Origin of the sequence: Pseudoalteromonas sp. PAR1, from assembly GCF_947311895.1 — a bacterium.
Classification (GTDB): domain Bacteria; phylum Pseudomonadota; class Gammaproteobacteria; order Enterobacterales; family Alteromonadaceae; genus Pseudoalteromonas; species Pseudoalteromonas lipolytica_C.
The window spans coordinates 40,665-58,425 of sequence record NZ_CAMZMY010000003.1 but is presented as its reverse complement, the minus strand read 5'-3'; the positions used below and the strand labels follow the sequence as shown (position 1 = coordinate 58,425).

Genomic DNA, 17,761 nt, shown 5'->3' with positions numbered 1-17,761 from the left:
TTTAGTAGGCATAACAAAGATGAATAAAATAACCTCCGTTTTATTATTTTCATGCACTGCTACAGGGACAGTTTATGCAAAAGAACCTTTAAGCTTAGATGTTGTTTGTGAAGTAAAAAGCAAACCTACAACTGAGTTGAGTGAAGATAAAGACATCTTCGTTGATAAACTCAACATTGATACACACACGATTTTTGACGCCAATGATCCTGAAACGACTGCACTGCATCGCTTTATCAATTGGTTACATATTGATACCAAGAAAAACGTAATCAGCGAACAGATAACCTTTAAAGAAGGCGACCAAGTCAGTGAGCGTCAGCTACAAGAAGCAGAGCGCATCCTACGCGGCAAAAAATACTTAAGAGATGCCAAAATTAGCTATACAAACGACTGCCTTGAAGATGAGCCACGCGTGGTGCAAATCGATACCTGGGATACCTGGAGTTTATTGCCAACCATTAATTTTGGCCGTAGTAGCGGCAATAATAAATACAGCTTAGGTTTTAAAGAAGAAAACTTTTTAGGCTACGGTATTCGCGCATCATTAAAGTATAAATCAGATCATGAACGCTCAGGCTACCACTCAGTGCTGCAAATGCCAGTGCCTTGGCAGCCCCATGCAACCCTCACTTTACAAGCTGATGATTACGATGACGGGCAAGTCTTTTTAGTGGATTATCATCAGCCTTTTTATCAACGCAGCAGTGACGCACTAATGCGCTACTTTGCTAAATCACAAAAGCAAAAAAGTTATATCTATCAAAATGGCATGACTCGTTCAGAGTTTTTTACTGATGAATTAATCGCCCAGTTTGCTTACGGCGGAATTTTATCGCAAGACAGCCAGCAAACCTTCCACTGGCTTGCTGGGATTGATTACCAAGATGTCAGCTACCGCCCTTTTCAAACAAAGCCTTTACTTGCAGGCCTTAACGATTACACCATTGCAGCGCCTTGGGTCGGATTACATTGGATAGAGGACAATTACGCCGTATTGCACGATATTGACCTAATAAACCACAACGAAGACGTTAATCTCGGCTGGGAGCTAAATTCAAAGTTTGCCATCGATACCGTAAATTTTGGCCAAGGCTTTTTATATGATACTAACCTTACCAAAGCATGGTTTAACAATAACGCCTTGTATCGATTTGCCGCTGGACTCAAAGGCAATGTAGGAACTGAGCTTGATGATCGCTTAGCTATCTATTCAAAAGCACAAATGAACTATCGCTGGTCAGACTCATTTGCTTTTTATGCGCATGTAAATGGTCATTGGCAAAATCATGAATTTGCTGATAAACCGCTGGCTGTTGGCGGTGAAGAAGGCATGCGTGGTTTTCCAGAAAGTTACCAACATGGTACTTCAAGCGTACAAGCAACGGCTGAGCTAAGAATGTACCCTAATATTAATTTCTATCAGTTCGTAGATGTAGGCTTTGTTGGCTTTGTTGATGTTGGGCAGGCATTTGGCAGCACTAAAACTGCGAATATTTCAGATTCAATGCTAACCAGTGCGGGTGTGGGTATTCGCCTATATTCATCGCGCTCAAGTAACGACAATGTGATCCATATCGACTTTAGTACGCCACTTGGCAGTTACCAAGAGGTGGATTCATGGCAAATAGGAATGTCGGTTGAAACAACTTTTTAAGCATCCTGCTCTTTACTCATAAGCTCGCTCATACGCTGCATAAGTTCTTGCTCACTGAGGTCTTCTTTGTGTGTGCCTATAGTCCATATATGGCCAAAAGGGTCTTCTAGAGTCCCTGATCTGTCGCCATAAAATTGATCATGCACGGGGCGCAGTTCTTTCGCGCCAAGCGACAAGGCTTTAGCAAAAACAGCATCGACATCTTCAACATACAGCATAATGGTCACTGGTGTGCCACCAAGTTGTTGCGGCGATTTAAACTGCACATCTTGGCAATTATCAGAAAGCATAATATGAGAATCGGCAATTTTTATTTCAGCATGCGCCACTCCACCATCAGGCAGAGGCATTTGCATTACAAGTTCAGCAGCAAAAGCTTGTTTGTAGAACTCTATCGCCTTAGTGGCACCTTCAATAACCAAATACGGGGTTACCGCATGGAAACCTTTTGGGATTGCAGAAACAGCCATGTTACACCTCAACGTTAAATGTGTGAGTTATAAAGGTAGCAGCTGTTGTGCAATTTCACGTTATAAATTTACTTTGATAATGAGTTTGCAAAATCTGGTCTGGGTAGCTTTTCGAGTATGGCGTATAAGTAAATCACCACAAGGCAAAGCCCTCCCGCGACAAAAAACAAGGTTGGGCCATCGTAATAATCTAAAATTAAACCACCACCGAGTGGTGCTAAAGCAAATCCTAAATCATAAAACGAAGCCGCACCAAAGTACGCACCACGAAGATGAGATGGCGCGAGCCTATCGAGGTGCACGTTCATCGTCGGAAATAAAATGGTTTCGGCCAAACTCATCACCACTATTGCACCAATCCAGCCCCAAAATAAATCGATCGGATTAAGTGCTAGCCAAAACTGCGACACCATTAATAGCACTAAACCAATTTGAATTCGCACCGTTAAGTTAAATCGTGCCATCATTTTTAACAGCAAAAATTGGCTTGAAATGATCACTAACGCATTGGTAAATATCAGCGCAGAAATCAATGCAAGTAGGTCGGGTGCCTCTGCACGAGTGAGGTATTGTATGAGTGAACTATCCATTTGCGCATAAATAAACATGCACAAAATATTGGCTAAAATTAAACATTGCAGCAGTTTATCGGCAAATAAAATACGTAAGATTTGCTTGCCCTGTACAGCTGGCTTTTTCTCTTCGGGCTCGTCAATTGCGGCAGTATTTTTTGCAGCTTTATCACTAAAATTAAAGCCCCAAACAAGTAGCACCAATAAAATAGCAAATGCTGCTGCGGTAATATAAAAGCTCGACTGCTCACCTGTTAAACCTAGCCATACTCCAGCTAATGGCCCCACCGCACAGCCCACATTTACAATAAAATACAGCGACTGCATGGCCAGCTCGCGAGTTTGTGCATCATCAATAATATCGCCAATCGCCGCACTGGTTAATGGTCGCCAAAGTGCGGTTGCTATCGAGCATAAGGTCATCACAATCACATACCCTGCTACCGTTTCTACCTCAGCTAACAACGAGAAAGAAATGATATACAGCACGCCAGTAATGTACATCAGCGTATGCCGGCCCACTTTATCTGATAGGCTGCTACCAATAAAACTGGTGAACACCGAAATCACGGCAGCACTGGTAAGTACCAAACCGACTTCTGTCGCCGATAACGCAAACTTTTCGTACAAGATCACCGCAAGAAATGGCCACACCATGTAATAACTGCCACGGGTAATAAACGAGCCAAATAAGAAGATCCACATAAGCACAGGAAATTGCTTAAAGCGCGCTAAAGAGATATCTGAATTCATTACTAAAATTTTAATTGTGATGGTTAAAACAATATACCTCAATAACCTCTGCTAAGAGTATTTAATCTACAGCTCATTTGTAACACCGCATTAATTAGCTAAGAACCAAAACAACTCAACTAAAAATATTATTTAATGAGTTAAAACCCAAAAACCTAAATGCGAATAACTATTGATTGTATTTTTAATTTCTGTACTATACGCACCGTTCCTCAAAAGGAAAATCAACATAAAGAACTGGAAACCTACAATGAAATCAATAAAACCAAGCTTACTGGCACTTGCCATAGCAACACATTTTTCAGCCTTTGCTGATGACGCTAAGCCTAAACAAGATATGGAACGTTTAGTGATTACTGCAACAGGCTTTGAGCAAAAAGTTACCGAAGCACCTGCAAGTATTTCAATTATCACCAATGAAGATATTAAGTCTCATTCCTTCACCTCAGTGCTTGATGCTGTTCAGTATTTAGAAGGTATCGACATTGGTACAACTCGTGATAAAACCGGCCAAGGCAGTGTGAGTATGCGTGGTTTAACAGGTGAATACACCCTGTTACTCATTGATGGTAAACGCCAAAATAACCACGGCGATATTTATCCAAACAATTTTGGTGGCAACGCGTTTAACCACGTACCACCAGTTGATGCCATTGAGCGTGTTGAAGTTATTCGCGGCCCTGCATCAACGCTTTATGGTGCAGATGCACTGGGTGGTGTAATCAATATCATCACTAAAAAGCACACTGATAGCTGGAGCGGTGCTGTTTCATTTAGTCGTTCATTACAACAAAACGATGATTTTGGTGATGACATCACCACTGACTTTAGTGTGATGGGCCCGCTTATCAAAGACGTTTTAAGTTTAGGTGTACGCGGCAGTGTTTACGAGCAACAAGCATCATCGCCAACATTTGAACCAGCAACCGATCCAAATGGTGTTGTACATATTCGTTCATTAGGCTTTGGGAGTGGTGGTCGTACCGTTGATAACACCAACGAGCAGTATGGCTTTACGTTAACTTATACCCCGTTTGAGTCTCATCATTTACGTTTTGATTATGATAACTCAAGCCAAGTTTACGACAACACGCCAAGCTACGACATTGAATCAGGCACCATTACTTACCCACTTGGCACTAAAGATAATATTGAATCAATTTGGCAAGACCGCCGCGGCCAAGTAAACCCGCGTGCAGGTTATGCAGCAGACCAAGAGTTTGATCGTGAATGGTGGTCATTCAGCTACGATGGCGAGCTTGATTGGGCAACGGTGAAGGCCTCGGTTTCTTATGTTGATACGCAAAATAATGGCCGTACTTTACCGCTAAGTGTAAGCGAGCGATTGAAGCTGCAAGCGATGTACGATGGTACTGGCGAATACGAAGGAATGGACGAACAAGCACGTAAAGACTTAGCTGAAGAAACTTTCCTACCACGCCCTGCTCGCCCACTAGAAAGCAGCCAATATACCTATGACTTACGCTTTGATATTCCTATCACCGGCAGCTTTGGTAGCCATAATCTAGCAATTGGTGGTCAGTTAATTGATGGCGAGTTAAAAGACGGTGTATTTGGTCTTGAAAGTGACCAAGCAGGTAAAGTACAAGAGCAAAACATGTACTCAATCTTTGCCGAAGATAACTGGATGGCAACCGACAACTTTACCTTTACATTAGGTGCTCGTTACGATGACCATGATGTATTTGGCAGCCAAGTATCACCTCGTGTTTACGGTGTATATAACCTCTCTGACACTTGGACCTTAAAAGGTGGTGTTAGTACAGGTTATAAAACACCACAAACCACTGATCTTTATGACGGTATTACCGGATTTGGTGGTCAGGGCACAAGCCCATTTGCGGGTAACCCAGATTTAGAACCAGAAACCAGTGTGAACTCAGAAATTGCACTTTACTGGACTTCGCTTGATGGCGATCACAACATTAATGTGACTTACTACAACACCAAGTTTGAAGATAAAATTGCCCGCGGCGACACTATTTTAAGCTGTGAACAAACTAACGATGTGCGCCCTTGTGTGAACTTAGGTCAGTACGATCAGCTTGGCTACGATAGCTACAGCCAAAAGATCAATATTGACGAAGTAGACCTTCAAGGTGTTGAAATTGCTGGTCAATACACAATCACTAAAACAGTGTCTGTTAACGGTAACTACACCTGGACTGATAGCGAACAAAAGAGTGGCCCAGAACAAGGTCAGCCATTAACGAACTCCGCTGAGCACATGGCAAACCTTACCTTAAACTGGGAAGCGACTGACTTTATAAACCTATATCTACAAGGTGTATATCGTTCAGACCGTTACCGCGGCTGGGATAACGTGCACGACAAAGCGCTGTACTACAAAAACTACAACCTACTTAATTTAGGTGCGCAGTTCTATGTAAATGAGTACGTGCAAATCAATGCTCGTGTAAACAACCTATTAGACGAAGATTTCACCTCATATAGCACTAGCTATACCGACCTAAATGGCGATGGTGAGTATGAATACCTAACAGGTCGCGGTGTAGTTAGCGAAGTCACATTCACAGACGACTACAACGTTAAAGATAAAGGCCGTAACTTCTGGATTGGCGTGACCGCTTACTTCTAAGAAAACTCCCTGACAATAGACAGCATGTAGCCATATGCTGTCTATTCTTCTTTCTGTCACTAAACTGCCAACTTCACACTCTAAGCTGATGATACCTGCGTAAGCTTATTTGTCAGTCTATGGAACATATCCTTACAGCCAGTGGTATCAGTATTAGTTATCAAGATGAAGGCGATAAAAATGCGCCGGTGATCATTTTAATTATTGGCTTAGGTGCTCAATTTACCGTTTGGCCAGAGTCGCTTTATTTTGGCTTGGTCGAAAAAGGCTTTAGGGTTATTCGTTTTGATAATCGTGATGCAGGGCTATCTTCATCGTTAGATGAGTTAGGCAAGCCGAGTCTTGTAAAGCATTGGCTTAGCCGCCGATTTCCCATTCGCGCAAAGCTGCCCTATTCGCTCGATGACATGGCTCGCGATGTAAAAGAATTAATGAATGCACTGGATATCAAAAAAGCACACTTAGTGGGGGCTTCGATGGGTGGCATGATTGCGCAAATTGCCGCGGCAAAGTATAAAAAACGTGTACTGAGCTTAACTTCAATTATGTCGAGCAGCTCGCCGTTATCGTTTTCGGGTTCAAACATTAACCTGTTGGTAAAGCTCGCTAAAATACGCCCCCGTAGCAGTAATAAAGAAGCTGCGATTGATTACAATGTTCGGCTAAACCAACTCATTGGCAGCCCGGCCTACCCACAAGATGAACACGCTTTATATGCCAATGCTGAGCGCTATATTGAGCGTGCCCACACGAATCAAACTGGCTTTAAACGTCAGCTTGCAGCCATTGCCGCAACGCCCTATCGCGAACAACTTTTAAAGAAGATCAAAGCCCCAACGTTAGTGATCCACGGCAGTGCTGATCCTGTTATGCCACTGTCTGCGGGCATCAATACCGCTCTGTTAATAAAGCGCAGTAAGTTAAAAGTTGTGCCCGGAATGGGCCATGATTTTCCACCCGCTTTAATGAAAAAAATGACTAAGTGGATTGCCAAGCATGCTAATAAAGTGAACTGTAAGAATAAATAGAATTCATGGCTATGCGGACCAACTATATTAACAGCTTCCAGTAAATTGAGGCACTCATAAAAGAGTGCCTACAGAATTAAACACTAAAATGATGCCATGGTCCTGTTATAGCTAGTGTTTTAGAAGGTGAGTAAACATTTACAAACAAGGTGCTTCCATCCGGTGAAAAACAGGCACCTGCCAGCTCGGTTTGCGCAACCAAACGGGCAAAATTATAAACTTGGCCTTGAGGTGTAACACCACGAAGATGGTTATCAACCACATCGGTGTATTGGTCTTCACAGACAATTAAATGCCCATTAGGTGACACGGTTAAGTTATCGCCAAAGTTGTAGAGGGTTTTACTGGTACTTTCTACAAACAACGAGATTTTACCGGGTTGCTGTGCTTCTTTATCGGTGCCTTCAAATTCTGATGGTTGATATTTCATAACCTGACCAAGTTGTTTTTTACCACCATTGGTACAGCAAAAATAAAGCTCTTTATCACCCCAATGAATACCTTCACCGCGAGCAAACAGTGCAGCGCCTTGCTTGTATCCACGTAGCCGTAAGTCGTCTTTTGGGCTTTCTGGGTTATCTAGATTTACCCACTCAACCTCAAGCTCTTGATGTAGCCTCATGGCTTTATTGTTCCAGTTACGGCTATCGAATTGTGGCTTACCTTTTACCACCATAGCCTGTAGTTGCCCGCCTTTATGCAGCTTGCCATACTCTTTTGGAATAAAACGATAAAAGACGCTATCACCCTTGTCTTCAGTTAAATAAACAATGCCTGTGCGCGGATCAACGGCAGCCGCTTCGTGGTTAAATCGACCCATGGCTTTTAATGGCTCAGGTTTAATTAAGCCTTTGCTATTTGCGGGTACTTCAAAAATATAACCATGGTCTTGGTTAAATCCATCGGCTTTAGTATCGGTGGTTTCTTCGCACGTAAGCCAAGTGCCCCATGGCGTGATACCGCCAGAACAGTTACGAATAGTGCCGACCAATGACAAGTACTCTTGCTCTTTTTGATGGGTTTTTAAGTTATAAACGATATGACTTGTGCCACCGGGTAACGCCACCCCGTCACTGTTAGTATCAAAAGCCAGGGGCGTTTTATGGTTAGCAATACTTGCTTCAGCTTTCGTTAAATCTTTTGGTTTTAGCTCATGGTTTCGCACTAATGCAACACGGTCATTACCAAGTGCAAGGCAGCCCATGCCATCGGCTTTATCAGGTACAGTAAAGCCATCAGACATTTTCTCACCTAGGCTTGAAACTACTTGATAACTAAAGCCCTCAGGTAAATCGAGCAATTTATCTGGATCGGGAATTAACGGGCCAAAGCCGACAGCCGTTGTTTTTAAATCACCTAATGACACCTTTCCTATGGCACTTTTTGATAATCCTAAAAAGGCTAACGTGCCCGCCCCTACTAAAAAATCTCGACGTGAAACCATACTAACTCCAAGCTAAACCCAAGTTTATCATACAAATAAAATGGCATTATAAAGCAAAGAAACGATAAAAAGTTACATTATCACAATCTTCACGAAATTGTCATAAAGCTTGATTTTAGTGATTGAACCCGTGCAGCATTAAAAAATATTGATTTAGAGTTTGCGTAAAACGTGCTTTATAGACGGCGCTTGCATTTAACACACGTTTTGATGCAAATTCAGTAACTGAGGCATGGCTATGTTTCTGCTTACTGCTGCCTATGTGTTTTTATAAATCAGTAATAACAACTAAAAAGCTTAAACTCTGTCGTTATGCACGTTCATCTTTAGGTGATTCCATTACTACATGCGTTGTAATGGTGCGTACTTGTGGGATAGAGCCGAGCACATCAGCATGAAACGCTTTATAAGACTTAAGATCTGCCGTCTCGACTCTCAGCAAATATTCAAACGAGCCAGTTACATTGTGGCACTCTTTTACTTCATCAATAAACTCAAGGGCTTGCTCGAATGCTCGCTGAGATACTGTTGAGTGCTCATTTAAGCCAACCCCAACATAAGCGATAAATCCTAGGCCCACAGCCTGATTATTAATAACCGCCCGATACCCCGCAATAACCCCAAGTTTTTCTAATTCTTGCACTCTACGAAGACATGCCGATGGCGATAAACCCACTTTATCTGCCAGCTCCGCATTGGCAATTCGACCATTGCGTTTAAGCTCATGCAATATTCTGTCGTTAATTTTATCTTTTTTCATTTTATGTTGTGAACTTTGAATACATATAACAACATTAAGCGCAAAAATTGCGCTTAATTCAACTTATAATTGCATAAAATTAAAGTGGAGAGATAGCAATGAGTTTTGAAATTTTAACAGCCCTGGCGTTATTTGCCTTGGTGTCATCAATTACTCCTGGACCGAATAACTTAATGTTGATGAGCTCAGGTGCCAACTTTGGCTTTAAAAGAACCACACCACACTTACTTGGCGTGACGCTTGGCTTTATGTTGATGCTGGTTCTAGTGGGCCTTGGCATCATGCAACTATTTGATTTATTTCCACCAAGCTACTTGATATTAAAAGTGTTTTGTATTGCTTACTTACTCTATCTGGCGTTTAAAATTGCCACAAGTAGCGCTCAACAAAAAGCCAATAGTGAAAGTAAGCCGTTTACCTTTATTCAGGCTGCACTTTTTCAATGGGTGAACCCAAAAGCATGGGCAATGGCATTAAGCGCAGTAAGCTTGTATGCCCCAGACAAAAACCTCACCTCTGTGTTAATAGTAAGCCTCGTATTTGGTTTAATTAATCTGCCATGCGTCAGCTCGTGGACTCTACTTGGCGAAAAGCTTCAACACTGGCTTGCCAGCTCAAAGCGCTTAAAAGCATTTAACTACTTAATGGCAATACTATTAATCGCTTCAGTGATGTTTAGTTTGTTTTAAATGAGCAAGATTTGCTAGGAAGTATTACGTACATAGCCTTTGGCAGTCGTATTTTAAGATTTTAAGATGAGAAATTTACCCTGTGCTAAGATTTATTTATCTAGATCTTTTCAGTGCGATTCATGGCTAGTAACGTAGAGAATTACTTTTACCACGGCTTTTTCGTCTTCTTACTTATTACGGTAGTAACCTGCTCCATTATAGCTACGCGCCTGATGCGCAGTAGTTTTAATAACCGCTCAATTTACCTATTTAATCTATTCTTTTACCTCGGTGTAATTGGCTTTGCATGGCTTTGGATCCAAGATCTATTCAACCTTGCGCCGAGCTTTCGCTCTGGTGTGGTGATTTATATGATCTCCATGACATTGCTGCAATTATCTATTTATAACCACGACGAACCTTGTCGATTTAATAAGATAATTATTGCTCATGGGGCTATTTTTTCTGTATTTGCCATCCTTACTCAAAATATTAACCAACTGGCCTTAGTCGAAGCTTGTTATACATTAAGCGTGCTACCTGCACTGATTTACTACACAACAAAGCGTGCTGTATGTGAGAAAAATATAGGCAATACTGTGTTGTCGATGGCGCAATGTATCTTACTGTTAGTGCCCATTTCACAACTGAGTATCATTACCCATGAGCACAACTTAGCAACCCTTTATTCACTTACTGTAATTGCCCATGCAACCGTATTTGTTATGACAGGTCTTGGACTCATCACGACACTATTAGTTGACGAAAAGAAACGTTATTTGGAGCTGTCTTTAAAGGATCCGCTTACCGGACTTTATAACCGCCGCGGACTGCAATTTATTATCGAACAACAGCAATTATTCAGCCCGAACCAAACTTCTAGCCTTTATGCCTGCGTTGTTGATATTGATTACTTCAAGCAAATTAATGATAGATACGGTCACGATGGCGGTGATCTAGTACTCGAAGTGTTCTCTGATTTAATGAAACACCATTTAAAAAAAGAAGACTTATGTTGCCGCCTTGGTGGTGAAGAATTCTTACTGCTATTCTTTGCAGCCGACATCAGCTCAGCAAGACAATTTTTAGACAGTCTTCGTGAAACCATTGAAGCCAGTCAAATAGCTTTTCAAGAGCATCGTATATCGGTTACCGCTAGTTTTGGATTAACTAACTGGCAAGTAAATGACAGCTTTGAAAGCTTAGTGAACCGCGCAGACAAAGCGGTTTATAAAGCGAAAAATAATGGCCGTAATCGAGTCGAAATCAACACCTAAAACCAGAATAAAGAACCAAATATACTAAATAGGCAAATGCTTTTGTATTAATCTTGTAAATTCAAACTCTACCACTATAATTAGTGCGTGCTTATACTTAAATTGCAATATGTAGTGCTATGTCTTTAAAATTATTATTAAATTTTAAATTAAACTGGTTGTTTATTTGTGCCAGCTTATGGCTTTTTGCCCTGCCGATTCAGGCTAAATATGTTGTTGCTGTTGTGGGTAAAACCAAAAACGATAGCTTCTATCAGCAAGCCTTTAAAGGGTGTGAGCAATTTGCAAAACAGCATCTCGATTTTGAATGTATTTACGATGGCCCTAAAGACTTTCAAGATATCCGCACGCAAGTATTAGTGATCACCGACCTCGTGCGCAGAAACAACATAAGTGGTTTATTAATCGCTACTACAGACTCTAATTACCTCGTTGAACGCGCTTTAAAAAAGCTTAAAGACAATAATATTCCTGTAATTACCTTTGACTCTGATTTGCTCGAAGATGATCAGCAGTATCGTTTAGCCTATGTGGGTACTAATAATTTTGATTATGGTGTGGCTTTAGGGAACGAACTAAAAAAATTCACTGACAAAGAAATTAACCAAGTCTGTATTCAATCCGGACATTCCACAACACCTAATTTAAACAAACGCATTGAAGGTGTTCGTTATGCGTTATCAGGGCAAAAAGATAAACGCTTAACTGGTGAAAATGGCTGGAGCGAGTTTGACCGCTGCCCTTTATATAGTTTAGGAAAACGTGAAGTATCACTGGGTCAGCTCGACAAACTACTTAATATTGAAAACCCACCACTATTTTTAGCTGTAGCAGGTTTTGCCCAATTTAATCCTAACTACGCAAAAGTGATTGCTAAACAGAAACAACGTATTGCCAGTAAAGAGGTGGTCATTGTTTCTGCCGATACAGAACAAATGCAATTAGAAGTATTAAAACAAGGATTATCATCGGCTAATATTGGTCAAAATCCATTTGAAATGGGACGCCTGTCTGCCGAATTGATGTATCAATACCTAACAAAAGGTGAGCGACCAGCCAAGTCTCACTACTATCTAGACTTTCATTATTGTCAGCAAAGTAATGCAGGTACATGCACAGTTAATCACTAAAACTTTGATCTCACTAAAGTGCAATTAACTCGATAAGCGCTAGACTTACTACAGCTTGATTAATTGTAAGGATTTAGACATGACACACCTAGTTAGTGATTTAATGACGCCAGACCCATTCGCCATTAGCGCGCAAAATACCCTGCATGATGCTCATAATCTAATGAAAGAGAAAAATGTCCGCCATATTCCAGTGATCAATGAGCACGGTGGTTTAGTTGGCATGTTAACGCAAAAAATCATGATTGCTCAGGTAATGAATATCATGGCGAATTACAGCGCCAGCGCCCTTGAACGCAAAGAAAAGCAAACTAAAGTGGTTGATATTATGGCCACTGATTTTACCAGTATCTCGCCAGAGCAGCCGCTACACGAAGTTGCTAAGTTTTTTGTTGAAAATCGTCATGGCTGCATGCCTGTGGTTGATAAAGATAACAACTTAGTGGGAATTCTAACCTCATCTGACTTTGTTCGTTTAGCGGCGGCATTACTTTCTTAAGTCGTAAATTTGTATCTGCACACTGAATTTTTTACAGAAGGTGTGCAGAGTTTTCATACTCATACCTCATCACAACCACTCCACCTTAAAATAAAACAAAATTAACCCTTTAAATTCAATTTGTTACTAAAATACCATTTTAGGCACAACGTTTGCTTCTACCTAATCAAGCGCGCTTTTAAACTAAAAGCGAAAGGAAATTTATAGATAATCTCGGAGGAGTAATGAGTAATTCATCATCAAAAATCGCAGAATTTACAGCACCCGGTGTTAAAGACCAAGCTGCAGCTGACACGATTGCAATTTTAGACCAGCGTATGGTCGCTTTAATCGATTTACACCTCACTTTAAAACACATTCACTGGAATGTTGTTGGTCCTAACTTCATTGGTGTACACGAAATGCTAGACCCACAAGTAAGCGCAGTGCAAGAGATGACTGATACGATTGCAGAGCGAATTGCAACCATGGGCGGCGTACCTGTTGGCACACCGCAATCAATTGTTGATCGTCGCACTTGGCAAGACTACTCAATTGGCAAAGGCTTAGTCACTGACCATCTAACAGCGCTTGATAAAGTGTATAACGGCGTTAATAAAGATCACCGTGCAGCTATCGAAAAGCTTGCTGAGTTAGACCCAGTTTCTGAAGATATGATCACCGGCCAACTGGCTGATCTAGAACAATTCCAATGGTTTGTTCGTGCGCATATCGAATCGTCTACTGGCGAATTGAAAGGCTAAAACCGCAAAGTCTATCCGAAGACCCCTTGCCCAGCATTTGCTGGGCTTTTTTATGCTTTGCTACAGCCAACCTTTATGTTTAAAGAACAAATAAGGTGCAAAGCCAGACAGCAACATGATGCCAATTGCAAACGGGTAACCCCATGCCCATTGCAGTTCAGGCATGCTGTTAAAATTCATTCCATAGATACTGGCGACAACGGTCGGCGGTAAAAACACCACTGAGGCAATTGAGAAGGTTTTAATAATTTGGTTTTGTTCGATATTAATAAAACCCTGAGTCGAGTCCATTAAGAAATTCACCTTATCAAACAAAAATGTACAGTGAGACATAAGGGTATCAATATCGAGTACAATTTCACGTAGTGACTCGCGGTCTTCAGTTGGTGCACCTAAATGACGCAGTAAAAACGAAATATTTCGGCGCGTATCCATCAAACATAATCGCACCTTACCGTTGTTATCTTCAAGGCGCGAGATCCGGCTGACGGCTTCTTCTAAATCTGAGTCGTCCTCTTCAAGTACATAGGCACTGAGTTTTTCTAACTGGTGATGCATATCTTCAAGCATATCAGCGTGGTTTTCGACTTTTTGGTCAAACAGAGTCACTAAAAGTTGCTTTGGATTATCACACGCCACTTGCCCTTTACGAGCGCGAAGTCGTAATAAACGAAAATCGGCTAATTCATCATCGCGGATTGTCAGCAAACAGTTGTCTTTTAACAAACAAGCCACGGTCACCGTATTAAAGCGTCCTTCATTTGGTGACATAAAAAGCGCATGCACATGTAGGCCTTCGTGGTCGATAAAACAACGGGAAGATGCCTCGATTTCTTCGACATCATCAGCGCCGGGTAAGGTGATATTAAGGGTGCTTGCCAGCGCTTGTCGCTCTTCTTCAGTCGGATTTATGGTGTCAATCCAGTGGGCATTTTTAATAGAAGTAACAAGAGGCGTATCTGCAGCTGGCTCAGTTTCTGTGATCACACCTTGGTCTATAGAAAAAAATCGTAACATTTGCCCTACCCTGATAAATCAATTTAAAACAAATACTATAGCTGTTCACGTTAATGAACAATGACAATGCAACGAATTAAAAGGTAAAGTAGAAAATAATTAAGACCTTACATCATTTACTTATTTCGTTTTTTGAAACGCACAATAATCATACCTATGAAGATGACGCCAAGGCCTATTAAGCAAGGTACAAAAGCGCTTTGCAGGGCAATATCAAACGCTAAAAAGTCAGGGTATCCGGTTTGCCAAAGCGTCCATTCATAACCGAGTTTTGATGCAATATGTTCACCGCCGCTGCTAAGTACGATGATTGCATCATTGTTATCGGGGTTAATGCGAAGCGTGCTATTTATTGCCGGCTCATTTGCGCCATCATGACCAAAGACAAAATCTCCCGATGCTGTTGGTGCATAAAGCATGGTACCAAGCCCCCAAATTGGTGCGCCTAAGCTAATTGCCAAAGGCGCTCGCATAGTGCTAATCATTTGTGAGCTTAACTGTCCTTTTTGAGGTGATGTTAATGCGTTAACTAAGGCTATTAAATCATGGCTACTTGCTAATAAACCTGTTGCCGCTGCCGATGCGTATTGAAAATGCCCAGCAGCTTGCCCACTTTTATCATATGCAGGTGCGATGTTGTCCAACTCAGTTAGTACATTGTAACTGGCATCAGTCATATTAACTGGCTTAAAGACGTTATCAGCCATCCAAGTTGCAAAGCGTTGATTGGTTTTCTCTTCTACCAGCAGCTCTAGCATCAAATAGCCGCCCCCAGAATACTGAAGATCGCCCACAGGCTTGGTGACTTTAATTTCGCGCACACCTGTTGATGATAGCGGCTTGTTTAGCGACTCAAGCAAGCTTGGTACGGTTTCATTTAGCTCAATATCAGCAAAGCCTAAACCATCACCAAGCCCCGCAGTATGCGATAACAGATGTGCAATGCTAACTGTTTGATTATCAAACTCTGATTCAGGTAACTGCCAACCCGTCAGTTGCTCATTAATCGCGTGATCTAAACGAATTTGCTGTTGCTCTGCCAGACTCATCACGCCATAGGCAGTAATAAATTTACTGAGCGATGCTACGGGGAACAGAGTATTTGCGGTTATTTCATCTTTGCTTTTTGAGTAATCTTGAAAAACCACTTGGCCATTTTCAATCAAAACATAAGCGATGTTTGCGTGTTTGTTGGCAATCAGCGCCTGACTGTTGGCAATAAATTGCTCAGTGTTGCCCGTTTCGGCGATGGGTTTTAAAAACCAACCACTAACACCACCATACACACAGGTTGCAGCCCAAACAGATGACAAAAATAGTGTTAACAAAATTGTTTTAAACCAGCTCATACTCTATCCCTTGTATTACAAAGCGACCTTAAACTACTTCGATTTGTTCAGGTTTTTTGATAAAGAACACCATTAAAATTAATAATGCTGCTGGGAATAAGAACACATTCAAATAAGCAAAAATAACCGTTAGCTGTAAGATGCACATCAGTAACAGTAGAATAGAAAACACCGTTAGCAACGACGACATTCCATGGCGTTTTGTTAGTAATAACGCGGCGGTGATCAAACCCACTAGCGCATACAAGCCTAAACTCCCAGCCGAGACCACCATGGCAATAATTGAAATACTTTCAACCGCATCGCTCGATGCTTTATCGCCAGCAACGGCAAGATAAACATCGCATAACACAGTGGCATGAAAAGCCAATACCAGCACCGCAAGCACACATAGCAGTATGCGAACGCCTTCAACATCAAACATATCTTTTAGTGCCTTGCGTAAACTCAGGTACACATAGATTTCAAGTGCACCAATGAGTACAAACACAAGGTCTGAAAAGTTTAAGCTTTGCAAATCGAGCTTAAGCGCTTCGCCTAAGCCATCAAGTGTTTCGCCAAATACTGAAATCCAGTACATAGGAAAAATTATGGCAAGTAACCCCGCTGCTATGCCGGGTAGTAAATAGTCACGGTTGAGCATATGCCCTCCAAAATCCTGTTGCGTTGTAAAGTTATTCGCTATCGCGTTCGTACACCAAAATATCGCCGGGTTGGCAATTAAGCTCTTCACAAATAGCTTCAAGGGTACTAAAGCGGATCGCTTTCACTTTTCCGTTTTTTAGTAATGATAAATTGGTCATAGAAATACCAATGCGCTGAGATAGCTCCTTCAGCTGCATTTTGTTCTTTGCCAATTCTATATCTAGGTTGATTCGTATTTTCATAGCCTAAAAAGTACGCAATGGATTTATGATTGTCAAACTTTATTTTACGATTATCATAAAATAAAGAATGAAAAACATAATTAACACGTTTTATTTAACTCCGTTTTAAGACTAAAAACCCAGTTAAATCAGCAGTAGGTTCATTCATTGTTGTTTTTTGTAACACTTCTCACATTTTCTTTTCGGCGCGAATCACCTAACCTGAGAAAACACATGCAAGGAGAGAACAATGAAAGACTTACAAAAATTAGTGGGTAATTTAAATAAATCAGGTGCGCTGAGTGGTTTTTTAGGAGGTGTTGCTGGCGGCGGACTAACGAGCTTAATGGGCGGAAAAAGTAAAAAGAGCAGTAAAAAAGCTGTAAAATATGGTGCGCTTGCTGCTGTTGGTGGCCTTGCTTGGAAAGCCTATAAACAATACTCAGAACAAAAAGCGGCTCCAGTTCAGCAAACGAGTTCACGTGGTTTTGATTTTACCCCCGCTACGCTGCCTGAGCAGTCATTTACTGATGCAATCGACGATAATCACAGTGATGGGCAATTATTACTCATGCGTGCCATGATTGCTGCCGCCTATGCTGATGGCCACATTGATGAAACGGAAAGACAAAAAATTTTCGCACAAGTAGAAACAATGCAATTGTCTGTGCAAGAAAAGGCCATGCTGTTCGATGAGCTAAGAAAACCAATGCAACTATCAGAATTAGTTGCCGCTGTGCCAAACGCACAAATGGGTATTGAAGTCTATGCAGCCAGTGCCAGCGCAATTGATTTAAGCCAAGCAATCTCTAAACACTACTTAGATACGCTGGCTAATCAATTATGTATTCCTAGAGAATTGGTAATGAGCATTCATAGAGAACTTGCCGAGTACCAATAAAAAT

Annotated in this window: 17 protein-coding genes; 9 read left to right on the top strand and 8 right to left on the bottom strand. The window is 41.4% G+C overall.

What is annotated here, in order from left to right; all coding sequences use genetic code 11:
* Nucleotides 1-19 precede the first annotated feature (19 nt).
* The gene (locus QL229_RS03050; protein WP_138556606.1) at nucleotides 20-1,657 is read left to right on the top strand and encodes a hypothetical protein; all 1,638 of its coding nucleotides are present in this window, start codon (nucleotides 20-22) and stop codon (nucleotides 1,655-1,657) included.
* Here the strand turns inward: QL229_RS03050 and QL229_RS03045 are convergent.
* A complete protein-coding gene (locus QL229_RS03045; RefSeq protein WP_281546466.1) occupies nucleotides 1,654-2,127 on the bottom strand; it encodes a VOC family protein in 474 nt (157 codons plus the stop codon). The two genes, QL229_RS03050 and QL229_RS03045, sit on opposite strands and share 4 nt — an antisense overlap.
* A 68-nt stretch (nucleotides 2,128-2,195) precedes the next feature.
* Nucleotides 2,196-3,452 (bottom strand): MFS transporter, encoded by a 1,257-nt coding sequence (locus tag QL229_RS03040; RefSeq protein ID WP_138556608.1) that lies wholly within the window; start codon nucleotides 3,450-3,452, stop codon nucleotides 2,196-2,198.
* A gap of 250 nt (nucleotides 3,453-3,702) precedes the next feature.
* On the opposite strand from QL229_RS03040, the gene QL229_RS03035 reads away from it, so the two are divergent.
* Together QL229_RS03035 and QL229_RS03030 are read left to right on the top strand one after the other, a co-directional pair.
* The gene (locus QL229_RS03035; protein ID WP_138556609.1) at nucleotides 3,703-6,072 is read left to right on the top strand and encodes a TonB-dependent receptor; all 2,370 of its coding nucleotides are present in this window, start codon (nucleotides 3,703-3,705) and stop codon (nucleotides 6,070-6,072) included.
* A gap of 119 nt (nucleotides 6,073-6,191) precedes the next feature.
* The gene (locus QL229_RS03030; RefSeq protein ID WP_138556610.1) at nucleotides 6,192-7,100 is read left to right on the top strand and encodes an alpha/beta hydrolase; all 909 of its coding nucleotides are present in this window, start codon (nucleotides 6,192-6,194) and stop codon (nucleotides 7,098-7,100) included.
* A gap of 76 nt (nucleotides 7,101-7,176) precedes the next feature.
* On the opposite strand, the gene QL229_RS03025 is transcribed toward QL229_RS03030, so the two are convergent.
* Together QL229_RS03025 and QL229_RS03020 are read right to left on the bottom strand one after the other, a co-directional pair.
* Nucleotides 7,177-8,544 (bottom strand): alkaline phosphatase PhoX, encoded by a 1,368-nt coding sequence (locus tag QL229_RS03025; RefSeq protein ID WP_138556611.1) that lies wholly within the window; start codon nucleotides 8,542-8,544, stop codon nucleotides 7,177-7,179.
* 310 nt (nucleotides 8,545-8,854) lie between these two features.
* A complete protein-coding gene (locus QL229_RS03020) occupies nucleotides 8,855-9,304 on the bottom strand; it encodes an Lrp/AsnC family transcriptional regulator (RefSeq protein WP_138556612.1) in 450 nt (149 codons plus the stop codon).
* Nucleotides 9,305-9,402: 98 nt separating this feature from the next.
* Here QL229_RS03020 and QL229_RS03015 point away from each other — a divergent pair, with 98 nt between their 5' ends.
* From QL229_RS03015 to dps, 5 genes are all read left to right on the top strand, one after another.
* On the top strand, nucleotides 9,403-9,993 hold the full coding sequence (locus tag QL229_RS03015; RefSeq protein ID WP_138556613.1) for a LysE family translocator: 591 nt from the start codon (nucleotides 9,403-9,405) through the stop codon (nucleotides 9,991-9,993).
* 122 nt (nucleotides 9,994-10,115) lie between these two features.
* A complete protein-coding gene (locus QL229_RS03010; protein ID WP_138556614.1) occupies nucleotides 10,116-11,252 on the top strand; it encodes a GGDEF domain-containing protein in 1,137 nt (378 codons plus the stop codon).
* A gap of 119 nt (nucleotides 11,253-11,371) precedes the next feature.
* Nucleotides 11,372-12,382 carry a substrate-binding domain-containing protein gene (locus tag QL229_RS03005; protein ID WP_138556615.1) on the top strand — a complete coding sequence of 337 codons (1,011 nt, stop codon included), beginning with the start codon at nucleotides 11,372-11,374 and terminating at the stop codon, nucleotides 12,380-12,382.
* A 79-nt stretch (nucleotides 12,383-12,461) separates the two neighbouring features.
* Nucleotides 12,462-12,881, top strand: coding sequence for a CBS domain-containing protein (locus QL229_RS03000; RefSeq protein WP_054551886.1), 420 nt, complete (start codon nucleotides 12,462-12,464; stop codon nucleotides 12,879-12,881).
* Nucleotides 12,882-13,105: 224 nt separating this feature from the next.
* Nucleotides 13,106-13,624: a DNA starvation/stationary phase protection protein Dps gene (dps, locus tag QL229_RS02995; protein ID WP_135925754.1), complete on the top strand. Its 519-nt coding sequence runs from the start codon at nucleotides 13,106-13,108 to the stop codon at nucleotides 13,622-13,624.
* A gap of 60 nt (nucleotides 13,625-13,684) precedes the next feature.
* Here dps and corA read toward each other — a convergent pair whose 3' ends face one another.
* The 4 genes from corA to QL229_RS02975 form a co-directional block, all read right to left on the bottom strand.
* On the bottom strand, nucleotides 13,685-14,641 hold the full coding sequence (gene corA / locus QL229_RS02990; RefSeq protein WP_135925755.1) for a magnesium/cobalt transporter CorA: 957 nt from the start codon (nucleotides 14,639-14,641) through the stop codon (nucleotides 13,685-13,687).
* A gap of 116 nt (nucleotides 14,642-14,757) precedes the next feature.
* Nucleotides 14,758-15,990 (bottom strand): serine hydrolase domain-containing protein, encoded by a 1,233-nt coding sequence (locus QL229_RS02985; RefSeq protein WP_281546465.1) that lies wholly within the window; start codon nucleotides 15,988-15,990, stop codon nucleotides 14,758-14,760.
* Between the two features lie 28 nt (nucleotides 15,991-16,018).
* Nucleotides 16,019-16,633 carry a hypothetical protein gene (locus tag QL229_RS02980; protein ID WP_138556617.1) on the bottom strand — a complete coding sequence of 205 codons (615 nt, stop codon included), beginning with the start codon at nucleotides 16,631-16,633 and terminating at the stop codon, nucleotides 16,019-16,021.
* Between the two features lie 31 nt (nucleotides 16,634-16,664).
* A complete protein-coding gene (locus QL229_RS02975) occupies nucleotides 16,665-16,877 on the bottom strand; it encodes a helix-turn-helix transcriptional regulator (protein ID WP_130050899.1) in 213 nt (70 codons plus the stop codon).
* Between the two features lie 229 nt (nucleotides 16,878-17,106).
* Here QL229_RS02975 and QL229_RS02970 point away from each other — a divergent pair, with 229 nt between their 5' ends.
* The gene (locus QL229_RS02970; protein WP_138556618.1) at nucleotides 17,107-17,757 is read left to right on the top strand and encodes a tellurite resistance TerB family protein; all 651 of its coding nucleotides are present in this window, start codon (nucleotides 17,107-17,109) and stop codon (nucleotides 17,755-17,757) included.
* Nucleotides 17,758-17,761 lie beyond the last annotated feature (4 nt).